The 12805-nt window shown below is 72.0% G+C and carries 9 protein-coding genes; 3 read left to right on the plus strand and 6 right to left on the minus strand.

The genetic code is table 11. The features are described from left to right. Nucleotides 1–30 precede the first annotated feature (30 nt). Nucleotides 31–837, minus strand: a complete 807-nt coding sequence (locus E1287_RS18575; protein WP_131966222.1) for a hypothetical protein — start codon at nucleotides 835–837, stop codon at nucleotides 31–33. 118 nt (nucleotides 838–955) lie between these two features. Further along, on the minus strand, nucleotides 956–3151 hold the full coding sequence (locus tag E1287_RS18580; protein WP_165969082.1) for a BTAD domain-containing putative transcriptional regulator: 2196 nt from the start codon (nucleotides 3149–3151) through the stop codon (nucleotides 956–958). Nucleotides 3152–3338: 187 nt separating this feature from the next. On the opposite strand from E1287_RS18580, the gene E1287_RS18585 reads away from it, so the two are divergent. Further along, the gene (locus tag E1287_RS18585; protein WP_131966224.1) at nucleotides 3339–4634 is read left to right on the plus strand and encodes a phosphodiester glycosidase family protein; all 1296 of its coding nucleotides are present in this window, start codon (nucleotides 3339–3341) and stop codon (nucleotides 4632–4634) included. Nucleotides 4635–4739: 105 nt separating this feature from the next. Here E1287_RS18585 and E1287_RS18590 read toward each other — a convergent pair whose 3' ends face one another. The 3 genes from E1287_RS18590 to E1287_RS18600 all read right to left on the minus strand — a co-directional run bounded on the left by E1287_RS18590 (nucleotide 4740) and on the right by E1287_RS18600 (nucleotide 8661). Then, the gene (locus E1287_RS18590; protein ID WP_131966225.1) at nucleotides 4740–6323 is read right to left on the minus strand and encodes a PQQ-binding-like beta-propeller repeat protein; all 1584 of its coding nucleotides are present in this window, start codon (nucleotides 6321–6323) and stop codon (nucleotides 4740–4742) included. Nucleotides 6324–6366: 43 nt separating this feature from the next. Then, a complete protein-coding gene (locus tag E1287_RS18595) occupies nucleotides 6367–6759 on the minus strand; it encodes a LytTR family DNA-binding domain-containing protein (RefSeq protein ID WP_243719174.1) in 393 nt (130 codons plus the stop codon). Nucleotides 6760–7035: 276 nt separating this feature from the next. Further along, the gene (locus E1287_RS18600; RefSeq protein WP_131966227.1) at nucleotides 7036–8661 is read right to left on the minus strand and encodes a carboxylesterase family protein; all 1626 of its coding nucleotides are present in this window, start codon (nucleotides 8659–8661) and stop codon (nucleotides 7036–7038) included. Between the two features lie 479 nt (nucleotides 8662–9140). On the opposite strand from E1287_RS18600, the gene E1287_RS18605 reads away from it, so the two are divergent. Together E1287_RS18605 and E1287_RS18610 are read left to right on the plus strand one after the other, a co-directional pair. Continuing rightward, on the plus strand, nucleotides 9141–10271 hold the full coding sequence (locus tag E1287_RS18605; RefSeq protein WP_131966228.1) for an acyl-CoA dehydrogenase family protein: 1131 nt from the start codon (nucleotides 9141–9143) through the stop codon (nucleotides 10269–10271). Further along, nucleotides 10268–11185 (plus strand): acyl-CoA dehydrogenase family protein, encoded by a 918-nt coding sequence (locus E1287_RS18610; protein ID WP_131966229.1) that lies wholly within the window; start codon nucleotides 10268–10270, stop codon nucleotides 11183–11185. Before E1287_RS18605 ends, E1287_RS18610 begins: the two co-directional genes overlap by 4 nt. On the opposite strand, the gene E1287_RS18615 is transcribed toward E1287_RS18610, so the two are convergent. Then, the gene (locus tag E1287_RS18615) at nucleotides 11169–12752 is read right to left on the minus strand and encodes a FadD3 family acyl-CoA ligase (RefSeq protein WP_131966230.1); all 1584 of its coding nucleotides are present in this window, start codon (nucleotides 12750–12752) and stop codon (nucleotides 11169–11171) included. The two genes, E1287_RS18610 and E1287_RS18615, sit on opposite strands and share 17 nt — an antisense overlap. Between the last annotated feature and the right edge of the window lie 53 nt (nucleotides 12753–12805).

A 12805-nucleotide genomic window follows, 5' to 3' on the forward strand; every position in this document is an offset into this window, starting at 1 on the left:
CCCCTGCCCCCTGCCCCCTGCCCAATCGCATCAGCCGGACGGCGCCGTGATGTTCTGCGGCTTGCCGAGGTCGTGCAGCGTCAGCGTCGCCTTGAACTTCACGTCCATGCTCCGCCTTCCGGCGTTGAGGAAGAACTCGCTGGTCATCGTCAGGCGCCGCGGGCGGTCCCGGCCGTCCACCCAGAGCTTGGAGTTGAAGACCGCGTCGCCCGGATACACGCTGAGCGCGGCCTTCCGCGCCTCCGGGGAATCCTCCAGGCACTGCGCCACGGTGCAGGACGCGGAGAAGACGCTCATCGCCTCGCCCGCCTCCGTCGTCGCGGACGGACGGGGCGCCGCGATCTGCCCGCGGTAGATCTCCGCGATCACGATGGTGTCGACCATCGTCGCGGTGCTCGCCGGGTCGTATCCGTCCTTCCCGGTAAGCCGGGGGCCCGCCGGGAGCGTCCGCCATTGCCCGGACTGGAGCGTGTTGCGCACGTAGGTCTGGTCCCCGATCGTGATCACGCGGACGGCCCCGGAGTCGTTCCGGGTCGGGCCGGGCCGGAGCTCGATCTCAGTCGTGACCGAGGACAGGTCCAGATCGGTTGCCGGGTTGCCCGGCATCGAGCGGTGCGTCCCGCGCATCTCCGCCGTCAGCTTGAAACCCGGAACCATCCCGTTGAGGGCGTAGACGTCGACCTCGACGTCCGCCCGGTGCGGCTGGCCGCTCAAGGCGGTGAGGGCCTTCTCGAGCCGTCCCGCCGCTTTCTCCTCCGGTGACTCCTCCTCCGGCCCGCACGCGGTGAGCACCAACACGAGGACGCCGAGACCGGCCCCCATCCCCCGCCACTTCATGAACAAAGACCTCCGACACGCTGCGCGGATTGCTCCGCATGGATAGCGCGTCGCCGCTGTCCATCCGCTATCAGCTCCCTGTCACACCAGGTCAGCGGCCCAGGACGGCGGAAGCGGCTCAGGACGCGCGGAAGCGGATCAGGACCGGGGTCTCGGTGAGCCGCATCGCCTGCCCGCCCCGGACGGGGACCGTCCGGCCGTCGAGGTGCTCCACCCGGTGGGCGCCCGGCTCGGTCTTCATCTCCGCCGTGCCGTCCGCCATCCACCGCACCGCGGCCTCCGCCGATCCCGGCAGCAGGAACCGGCACTGCCAGGCGCCTTCGGGGAGGCCGTCCGCGGGCCCCTTCCCGCAGGACCGGATCCGGGCGCCGTCCAGCCACTGCTGGAGCCGCTGGACGAACAGCGCCGCGCGCGTCGGCGGACCGCCCTCCGCCTGCAGCACGAGCGGCAGGTTCCGCGGCCCCCAGCTGTAGAAGTACATGCGGCTGTAGCGGGCGTACAGCCCGGCGAGGTAGTGGCGGACGGCGTAGTTGTTGGCGTCCTCCTCGCCCAGGGGCTCGACCGTCGGGATGTCGTGTGCGGGGCCGGTCGCCCACATCGGCAGGTGCACCCCGACCTGATGCAGCGCGTTGTAGATGGGCACCGCCTGCTCGGTCATCTCCTCGGGGCGTCCGTCGCCGAGCCGGGGGTGCAGCTTGACGGCGATCGCGTCGCAGGACCGGAAACCGCCGAGCGTCCCGAAACGGATGAGGTATTGGAGTCCTTCCGGCTTCCACATCTCCCCGAACGACGGGCAGACGACCGTGGCCCGCGCATCCACCGCCTTGATGATCGCGGCCGCGCGGCGGGTCAGCTCGACGAGCGTCGCCACGTCCCCGGTGTAGTGGTACGGGGTGTTGGGGAAGTCCCAGAGTTCGTACGCCTCGATCTGCCCGCGATAGCGCGAGACGACGGCGCGGACGTAGCGGTCCCAGTCGGCGAGGTCGTCCGGCGGCGCCGTCCTGGAGCCGTCGGAGTAGGCGCTCCTCGGGCCGCCGGGCGCCGCCCACGCCGGGGTGATGCCCATGGTGTAGGTCATCGGCAGCCGGGCCCGCCGCGCACCGGCCACCATCCGGTCGAGTGCCGACCAGTCGAACGCGTCCCGCCGCGGCTGGACGTTGGACCAGCGCGTCCCGCTGTCCCAGAACCGGACGGTGCCTACGCGGAACCCGGGCATGGCGCCGCTGCCGCTCCCGACCGTCGTCCCGAAGAACGCCGCCGGGACGCCGATGGGCGGCGAGTTCACCCAGGTCGGGCCGCCGATCCGCTGCCGCCCCTGCACGAGCGGCGTCCCGTCCGTTCCGGACGAGTACGGGCGGGAGAGGTCCGCTCCGGCCGCGCCGCCGCCGAGGCCGGGAAGCATCGCCAGCGCCAGCACGAGAATCGCTCCCCGGGCTCGGAGACTTCGCACACCCGCCCGTGCGGGCACCTTCGGCACGTCGGGGAAGGACTCGGTTTCGGACAGCGCGGAGCCAGGCTCCTCCGCGTCGGGCCGCATCGGCGTCGGGGGCTTCGGCTCCGGGTGTCGCAATGCGGTGTCGCCCTGGAGGATGGCCTCGTGGAGGGCGCGGAGCCCGACCGTGGGTTCGAGCCCCGTCTCCTCGACCAGCAGCGCCCGTCCCTCCCGGTACACCTCCAGCGCCTCCGACTGGCGCCCGCAGCGGTAGAGGGCGAGCATCAGCCGGGCGCGCAGGTCCTCGCGGAGCGGATGCTCGGCGACCAGCGCGGACAGTTCCGCCACGACGGCGGCGTGCCGTCCGAGGGCGAGTTCGAGGCCCAGGCATTCCTCCAGGGCCGTCAGGTGCGTCTCCTCCAGCCGCGCCGCCTCGCGGGAGGCGAAGGCCGCGTCGATCCCGTCCAGCGGACGTCCCCGCCACAGCCCGAGCGCTTCGCGGAACGTTCCCGCCGCGCTCTCCAGGCGTCCCGCGCCGGCCTCTTTCCGGGCATCCTCAACGAGGTCGGTGAACACGGCCAGATCCAGGCGGGCCGAGCCCAGGCGCAGCACGTACCCGGGCGGACGCGTCTCGATCAGCGCACCGGCCTCGCCGAGCGCGCGGCGCACCCGGTGCACGAGCGTGTGCACCTGGGTCCGGGCCGACGCGGGCGGGAGGTCGCCCCACAGCTCGTCCACCAGCCGGTCGACCGACACCACCTGGTCGGCGCTGAGCAGCAGCCGGACGAGCAGCGCCCGCCGCCGTCCCCCGCCGAGAGCCACGACACGGCCGTCGACGCTCGCCTCCACGGGCCCGAGCACGGCGAAGACGACCTCGTGCATGCGCGTCCCTTCAGGTCGGATGGCCATATTTCATGCCATCCCGGCACCGGCTTGTCCAGGGAACAGGGAGATTCCCGAGCGCCGGATCACGTGATCTTCGGAGATTGTTGGCGGCCGGATCGCCCGATCTTCACCCCGCTTGCGTAATCATCAGCGAGCTTGATCTCCGCTGAGAGGGGCGTCGCCCATGCCACGGAAACTCACGGTCGTATTGGTCACCGCCGGTCTGGTGGGCGGCGCCGGCGCCGTCCCGGTGCGGGCGGACGCGCCGGGGCCGCCGGGCGTGGACGGCGCCGGTTCGGGTGAGCGCCCAGACGCGCGGGTCGCCGCGCTGCCGTCGTCCAGCACGATCGGGAAGCTGCGGTTCACGTCGGCGACCCGGCTCGCGCCCGGCGTGGTGTTCAAGACATTCGAGACGACCGGCATCGGCGGCCCGGTGCGCGGCGACCTGCTCGACGTCGATCTGCGCAGCCCGGGCGTCAGCATGGGCCTGCTGCATCCGCCGAACGTCGCGGCGCGGCAGACGGTCTCGGCGATGGCGGACGCGCAGCGCGCGCTGGCCGGGGTGAACGGCGACTTCTTCAACATCAGCGAGACGCGTCCGGGCGTGGTGGCGACCGGGTCGTCGTCCGGCCCGGAGGTGGACGACGGGAACCCGCTCAAGGGCGCGGTGCCGGACGGGCAGCGGTTCGGCCCCGCGCTGCCGCCCGGAACGTCCGCGGAGGACGTCATCGGCATCGGCGCAGACCGGCGCGGGCATCTCGGCCGCCTGCACCTGACCGGCACCGTCCGCGCCGGCGCCACGCGGATCCCGGTGCGCGGCCTCAACCAGTACGCGCTGCCGGTCGGGAGCGCGGGCGCGTTCACCGACGAGTGGGGCAGCGTGTCGCGGCTGCGCGCGGTGTGCGGGACGGACGCCGTCCGGAACGACCCCTGCAGCACGAACACCGCCGAGGTGACCGTCCGGCGGGGCGTGGTCACGAAGGTCGCGGACGAGATCGGCGCGGGCGCCATCCCCGACGACACGACCGTCCTGGTAGGACGGGAGAACGGCGCGAACGCGCTGCGCAAGCTGCGTCCCGGCGACCGCGTACGGATCAGCTACCGCTTCACGAGCACGAGGAAGTTCCGCTTCGCCATCGGCGGCTTCCCCGTCCTGCGGGACGGCGAGCCGCTCGCCGGGCTCGACCCGAAGGGCCCGGCCCCGCGCACGGCCGCGGGCGTGAGCCGCGACGGCCGCCGCATGTACCTCGTCGTCGCGGACGGACGGTCGGAGCGCAGCGCCGGCCTGACCGTCGCCGAACTCGCCGCGCTCCTGGACGAGGCGGGCGTCGACGACGCCGTCAACCTGGACGGCGGCGGCTCGTCCACGTTCGTCACCCGGAGCGGCGGGAAGTCGGTCGTCCGCAACGAGCCCTCGGACGGCCGGGAACGCGCCGTCGCCAACGGCATCGGCGTGTTCGTCCAGAGCTCTCGTCCCTGAAACGGGATGAGCGCGGGCGGAGACGACTCCCTCGACGGCGTCGTCCCCGCCCGCGCGTTTCGACCGCCCGAGGCAAGCGGCCGAAGCGGTCGGCCAGAGCGGTGGCTACCGGCCGAAGGCCAGCATGACGTGGCCCTTGTCGTTCGGGTAGTTGGTGAACATGTCGCCGGTCAGGACGTAGACCATCCCGTTGGCGACGACGGCGCCGCCGCCTCCGGCGAGGGCCCCGCCGCGTCCGGTGCCGCCGTTGACGGTCGGGAAGTCGGCGATGGTGTCGAAGCTCCACAGCACCTGACCGGTCTCGGTCGAGTAGGCGCGGAGCTTGCCGTCCATGCTGCCCTCCCACACGAGTCCGGGCGAGGTCGTCACCGCGGGCGGGTGACCGAGCCGGCACACGTTCGGGTACTGCGCCGCGCCGCCGGTCGTGCAGCCGTCGGCCGGGTTCGGCGTCTTCCAGATGATGTGCCCGTCGGCGGGGTTGATCGCGAACAGCGTGCCCGGGTTCGCCATGTAGGTCGCCACGTAGAGGCGCTCGCCGTCATAGCTCGACCCCCACTGGATGCCGCTGAGCCCGCCGCCCGGCATGGGCTCGGACAGCTGGCGCTGCCAGACGATCTCGCCGGTCGCGGCGTCCAGCACGTGGTAGACGCCGACCTTCTGGCCGATGCCGACGAGCCGCCGCCCGTTCGCGGTGAAGATGTTCGCCGTGGCGCCGAGGTCGAAGTCCAGCGCGGTGCCGTCCTTCAGGTTGGGGCAGTACTGCTGGTCCTCGGGCGTCGGGCTGTTGCATTCGCGGCGCCAGGTGTCGACGTCGGTCATCTTGCGCGTCCAGCGCGGCTCGCCCGTCTCGGTGTTCAGCGCGAGGACGGAGTCGAAGTGCCCGCCGCTCCCGCTGTAGTTCTGCCCGGTGCCCACGTAGAGCGTCTTGGTGGACGGATCGATGGTGGGCGAGCTCCACACGCCCGCGCCGGACGGCCCGTAGCGCGGCTGGCCGTTCGGCCAGGTGCCGTCCTGCTTCGGCTCGGGGACGGTGTAGAACCGCCAGTCGAGCTTGCCGGTCTTGATGTCGCGGGCGTCCACGTGGCCCCGGAACCGGCAGCAGGGGTAGTTCTTGCCGTTGAGGTTCTCGCCGCTCGACGTGCCGACGTAGACGCGGCCCTGGAAGACGATCGGCGAGCTGGTCAGGATGGCGCCGGGGAAGTCGTCGATCCGCTCGGCCCAGGCGAGCTTCCCGGTGGCCTGGTCGAGGGCGTACAGGTAGCCGCGGGAGTCGCCGAAGAACACCTTGCCCTCGGCGACGGACGCGCCGTCGCGCACCTGGGCGAAGCCGGTGCCGACCGTGGACAGGTCGAACTGCCACTTGACCGCGCCCGTCTTCGCGTCGGCGGCGCGGTAGATCCCGTCCGGTCCGCCGAAGTAGACCGTGTCGCCGACGACGGCCGGCTGGCTGCGCGGCCCGCCCGCCTGGCGCGGGAACCCGAACGCCCACTTGAGCTTGAGCTCGCCGACGTTCTTCGGCGTGATCTGGTTCTCCGCCGCGGCGTGCCGGCTGCCGAGGTGGTCCTTCGTCCAGGTCGGCCAGTCCGCGGCGGGGGGCTCTCCGGACGCGGCCGGCCCGGAGGCGACGGCCCCGCTCACCAGCAGGCAAGCGGCGGCGGCCAAGGCGACCGCCCGTCTTTTGCGACGCATTTTCAGTTTTCCCTTCGGGAATTGGGAGCTTGGGGGTGGGGCTTCAGGAACCTTGGGAGCGCCGGGTCGGGCCCGGCAGGGCGCCCCTGAGCAGCCGGTCGCGCAGAGCGCCCGTGTTGCGCCGGCTGACGGTCAGCCGCGTGCCGCCGACCCTGAGCGTGCACCGTCCCGACTCGACGACCATCTCGTCGATGTGCGCGAGCGAGACCAGGTGCGACCGGTGGATGCGGACGAACCCGGCGTCCCGCCACGCCTCCTCCAAGGCGGCCAGCGAGACCCGGACGAGATGGCTGCCAGCCCCGGTGTAGAGGCGCGCGTAGTCGCCGTGGGCCTCGGCGTACCGGACGTCCGACCGGCGGACGAAATGCGTGGCGCGCCCCAGCCCGACCGGGATGAGCTCGTCGGCGCCGGCGTCCTTGACGACGACCACGACCACCAGACGCTCTTCATCCTCGGTCGGGCGGGACGGCGATCGCCCCTGCCGTGCACGGCTCTGAGCCTGCGTACGATTCGGCGGGGATGTCCGGCCCTGGAATGGGGCCGGACGAGAATGAACCGCTGTGGCTCGCATGCGCTCATGGAATCCGCGCGGCCGGAGGCGTTCAAGAGGCCGATGCGAAATCTGGCACGTAGCGCACAATCCGCGGCATTGCACGTCAATCCACCTGGTCGATGAAGTGCTCAGTCAGCCGATATCCAGTTATGCCGATTACTAACCGAACGGCATGTACTTCTTCCAGAAGTCGCAGTGGTGCTGCCTTCCGATCTCCCTGGTCATCTCGCTGTCACCCGCGGGCACCAGCGACATGACGCCCTGGTCCGACTCGGTGAACGGCGTCCACAGCGGGGTGCCGTCCACGGTCGGGTTCCCGGTGCGGGCGAATCCCGTCCACTGGGCGGTGAGCTGCTTGCCGAACGACACCTGGTTGGGCGTCAGCTCGGTGTTGCCGAACGGGCTGAGGAAGATGCTCTCGCTGATGTGGTACGACCCGTTGGGCTTGGTCGCGTCCAGGAAGAACATCGGCGGGGCGTCGGCGTTGTCGGTCTGGTACGCGAACACCTTGATGTGCTCGGCCATCCGCTGGTCGTTGATCAGCGCCGGGCAGACGGAGTTGGAGTCGGCCACGATCGTCCGGTAGGCGATGAACGGCGACGGGTCCGGGAACCGCTCCAGCGGGTACAGCTTCATGACCTCGTCCGCGGCGTCGCCGTACTGCTGGCGGATGTTCGCCTGGTACTCCGCGGGCGTGTTCGCGGACGGGAGCTGCGTCTCGTCGCGGTCGACGCCGTGCATCAGCGTGACGTCGTTGACCTTCCCTTCGGCGAACGCCTGCGCGGGCGACACGGGCAGCACCTCGCCGTCGACGACGGGGCCCTGCGTCCCCACGTCCGCCCCGACGCCGCGCCCGGTCTGATCCAGCAGCCGCTGGACGGGCACGGCGCGCAGGCAGGCGGCAACGTCGGCGACGTTTCCGCAACCTACGGCCGCCGCGAACCGGTCGGCCGCCTGCTGTGCCTCATCCCGGGTCGGCAGGTCGGCCATGCAGTCCTGCGGCTGCCATTGGACGTCGACGCCGCGCCGCGAGTTGTACTCGCCGCTCTGCGGGATGCCCTTGTGGAACAGCCCCTTCGCCGTCGGCGAGGCGGTGTTGGCGCACACGCTCGACCCGCCGGCGGACGCGCCGTAGATGGTCACGTTGTTCGGGTCGCCGCCGAACTTGGCGATGTTGGCCTGCACCCAGCGCAGCGCGGCCTGCTGGTCGCGGAAGGCGTAGTTGCCGGAGTTCTCGCCGAACGCCTTGTGCGACATGAAACCGAAGATGTTGAGCCGGTACCGGACACCGACGTGCAGGATGTTGCCGTTCTTCACCAGGTGCTTGCCGTCGGACGGCGCGCCGAACCGGAACCCGCCGCCGTGCAGTTCGACCATCACGGCGAGCGGCTTGCCATCGGTCTTCTCCGGGGCGGTGACGTTGAGCCGGAGGCAGTCCTCGTTCGTCGAGCCCTGGCCGAGCCCCGGCGGCTGCGGGCAGGTCGGGCCCGCGGCGGTGGCCTCAAGCGTGTTCGTCCACGGCGCGGCCGGCTGCGGCGGAGCCCAGCGCAGATTCCGCAACGGCGGGGTCGCGTACGGGATGCCGAGCCAAGTCTTGACACCGTCGGCTATCCCGCCGCACACCGGGCCCTTGTCCGTCTGGACGGTCGTGCCGTCCGCGCACACCAGCGCCTTCGCGGCGCCGCCGGGCGCGGCGTCGGCGGTGGCCTGGGCCGCGGGGAGCACGGGAGCGAACGCGACCGCCGCCGCGCCGATGGCCGGGACAATCCATTTACTGATTTTCACACCCGACGTGGTCCTGCCGGATCTTCTCGCGCCCGAGGCCGTTGCGCGAGTCCTCATTCTCGGCATTTTCATGCTCGGCGTCCTTTACCGTCGACTACAGTTCGACGGGCTCCCGGCAGGCGGTAATTCGGCGCCGGCCGTCCCGTCCCCCCGGCGGCTGGACGATAAGTCCGGCATAAGCCGATATGACAGGCGAATTCGCGCCGTTCGCGATGAGCGGTGCCGTCCACTCGCCAAGCGGTACCGCCCCACCGGCAGACGGCCTCCGGCGCACGACACGGTCGTCCGAGACCACCTCGCCCGGACGTTTGAGAAGCAGCGGCGGGCACACGCGCCCGCGCCGACGGTCACGGCCGCGTCCACACCGGCGGGGTGGGTCCCGGTCGATGGGAGGGCGGCTCGCGCGGTCGCCGGTCGGGCGTTTACTCTACCAAACAATTGTTAGAAAGACGCTGGACGGATCATGAGGGCGGCTGCACATGGATCTTGAGTTCGGGGCGGCGGACGAGGAGTTCCGCGCGGAGGTGCGGGCGTGGCTGCACGAGCACGTCCCGTCCGGGCCGCTGCCGTCGCTGGAGACCGCGGACGGCTTCGCCGCGCACCGGGAGTGGGAGCGGACGCTCGGCCGGGCCCGGCTCGGCGTCGTGTCCTGGCCGGAGGAGTACGGCGGGCGCGGCGCGTCCGTGCTGCAATGGCTGATCTTCGAGGAGGAGTACTACGCGGCCGCCGCACCGGGACGCGTCAGCCAGAACGGCATCAACCTCCTCGCCCCGACGCTGCTGAAGCACGGCACGCCGGAGCAGCTCGCCCGCGTCCTGCCGCCGATGGCCTCGGGCGAGGTGATCTGGGCGCAGGCGTGGTCGGAGCCGGGCGCGGGCAGCGACCTCGCGGCGCTCCGCGCGACCGCCACGCGCACGGACGGCGGCTGGCTGCTCGACGGGCAGAAGACGTGGAGCTCGCGGGCAGCGTTCGCCGACCGCGGTTTCGGCCTGTTCCGCTCCGACCCGGAGGCCGCGCGCCACCGCGGGCTCACGTACCTGATGTTCCCGCTGGACGTGGACGGCGTGACGGTCCGCCCGATCGGGCGGCTGGACGGCAAGCCCGCGTTCGCCGAGCTGTTCCTCGACGGGGTGTTCGTCCCGGACGAGGACGTCATCGGGACGGCCGGCGACGGGTGGCGCGTCGCGATGGCCACGGCAGGCAACGAGCGCGGCCTCACCCTCCGCAGCCCCGGGCGTTTCACGGCGGCGGCGGAACGCCTGGTCGGCCTGTGGAAGGAGCGGGCGGCCACGTCGGACACGGCCATGCGGGACCGGGTCGCCGACGCCTGGATCAGATCCCGGGCCTACCGGCTCAAGGGGTTCGAGACGATCTCGCGCGGCGACGACATCGGCGCCGAGTCGAGCCTGAACAAGGTCTTCTGGTCGGAGCTGGACGTGGCGCTGCACGAGACCGCCCTCGACCTGCTCGGCCCGGACGGCGAGCTGGAGTCGGACTGGCTGGAGAACTACGTGTTCTCGCTCGCCGGACCGATCTACGCGGGCACCAACGAGATCCAGCGCAACGTGATCGCCGAGCGGCTGCTCGGCCTGCCGAAGGGGTCCCGGTGAAGTTCGTCCTTTCCGCCGAGCAGCGCATGTTCGGCGAGACGCTGCGCGACCTGCTCGCCGAGGCGGAAACCCCGAAGACCATCCGTGCCTGGGCGGCCGGGGACACGGGGCCCGGCCGGGCGCTGTGGTCGTCGGTCGCCGAGGCGGGAGTGTTCGCGGTCGCCGTCCCGGAGGGCTCCGGCGGCGCCGGGCCGCTGCCGGTCGAGCTGTGCGTCGCCGCCGAGGAGCTGGGCCGCGCCGCCGCCCCCGGCCCGTACGTGGAAACTCTCGCGGCCGCCGAACTCCTGGGCGGCGTGGGCCGCGGCGAGTCGCCGTGGCTGCGGCGGATCGCGGACGGCGAGGCGGTCGTGTCGCTCGCCGTCCCGCACGCGCTGGACGCCGACATCGCCGACCTCGTCCTGGACGCGGACGGCGTCGAACGCGAGCCGGGCGAGCGCGTCACATCACTGGACCCGGCGCGGCGCCTTTTCCGTATCCGGGGCGCCGTCCCTGGTTTCACCGATTTCGGTGCGCTGCTGTGCGCGGCGCAGCAGATCGGCCTCGGCCGGTCGCTGCTGGACGTGTCCGTCGCCTACGCCAAGACCCGGCGGCAGTTCGGACGTCCGATCGGCGAATACCAGGCGATCAAGCACCATCTGGCGAGCGCGCTGGTGGAGCTCGAATTCGCGCGGCCGCTCGTGTACGGGGCGGCGCTGTCGTACGGGACGCCGGACTTCGCGCGGGACGTGTCCGCCGCCAAGGCCGCCGCGTCCGAGGCGTCCTACGCGACGGCCAAGACCGCGCTCCAGGTGCACGGCGCGATCGGCTACACCGACGAGTACGACCCGTCCCTCTGGATCCGCAAGGCCCGCGCGCTGTACTCGGCGTGGGGCACGGTGTCCGAGCACAGGGCCCGCGTCATGGCGGCTCTTTGAGCGCCCCGCCGTCTTTGAGTTCGACGCGGCGGACCTTGCCGGACGCGGTCTTCGGGAGGTCGTCCACGAAGACGACCTCCCGCGGGACCTTGAAGTTCGCGAGCCGCTCCCGGCAGTGCCCGATCAGCTCGTCCGCCGTGGCGCTCCGCCCGGGCCGGAGGCGGACGTGGGCGCGTCCTACCTCGCCCAGGCGCGCGTCGGGGACACCGACGACACCCGACTCGGCGACCGCGTCATGGCGGGCGAGAACGTCCTCGACCTCGGCGGGGTAGACGTTGAAGCCGCCGACGACGAACATCTCCTTCGTCCGTCCGGTGATGGTGAGGTTGCCGCGCTCGTCCAGGCGTCCGCGGTCGCCGGTGTCGAGCCAGCCGCCGTCCCGGATCGTCTCCGCCGTGGCCTCCGGGTCGCCCAGGTAGCCCTTCATCACGTTGTAGCCGCGGACGAGCACCGCGCCGTCCGTGCCCGCCGGAACCTTCCCGCCCTTCTCGTCGACGATGGCGACCTCGACGTCGGCGATGGGCCTGCCGCAGGTGGTGGCGATGGTCTCGTCATCGTCGTCCACCGAGCAGACCGACACCGTGCCGGTCGACTCCGTCAGCCCGTACGCGGTCACGACCTGCGGGAACAGCTCGGCGCGGATGCGCCGCACCAGCGCCACGGGCACGTCCGCCGCGCCCGTCACGGCCAGCCGGAGGGACGACAGGTCGCGCTCGTCCCTGCCCGGCGCGTCGAGCAGCGACGTGTAGATCGTCGGCGGCCCCGGCAGGACCGTGATCCTCTCCCGCTCGATCAACCGCAGCGTCTCCGGGACGTCGAACGTCCGCTGGAGCACCATCGTGGCGCCCTTCAGCAGGCAGGCCAGCACGCCCGCCTTGTAGCCGAACGAGTGGAACAGCGGGTTGACGATCAGGTACCGGTCGCCGGACCGGACACCCGTCCGCTCGGACCACGCCTCGAAGGTGCGGACGTTCTGCTCGTGCGTGCTCATGACGCCCTTGGGCTTTCCGGTCGTCCCGGACGTGAACAGGACGTCGGCGACATCGTCCGGCCGGACGGCTCCGGCTCGCGCGTCGGCCTCTGCCTGGGAGACGGCCTTGGCGATGAACTCGTCCCATGTGCCGACGCCCGGCCGCGCGGCCCCGTTGAACGTGACCACGGCCTCCAGCGCCGGAAGCCCGGCCAGGACCCCCGACTCGTCCATGCCGAGCATTCCGGGGTAGTCGATGCCGAGGAACCCGTCCTCCACGAAGAGGACCCTCACCTCGGCCTTGGTGAGCGGCCACCGCGCCTCGTCCCCCTTGAACCGCGTGTTCAGCGGGACGAGCGTCGCGCCCGCGCCCATCGCGCCGAGCACGGCGACGATCCACGCCAGCCCGTTCGGCGCCCAGATCGCGACGCGATCGCCCGGCTCGATCCCGGCGCCGATGAACGCGCCCGCCGCCCGCCGGGCGCGGTCCCGCAGCTCGGCGTAGGTCACCCGGACGTCGCCGTCGACGACCGCCTCCGCCTCCGGAAACTCCGCGGCCGCCCGCGCCAGCACCCCCGGAATCGTCAGCTCGTTCATAACCCTTCATCATGGGCGCGGCCGAGCCGGTCACGCGAAGCCCCATCCCGCTC

Source organism: Actinomadura sp. KC06 (genome assembly GCF_004348735.1).
Taxonomy (GTDB): domain Bacteria; phylum Actinomycetota; class Actinomycetes; order Streptosporangiales; family Streptosporangiaceae; genus Spirillospora.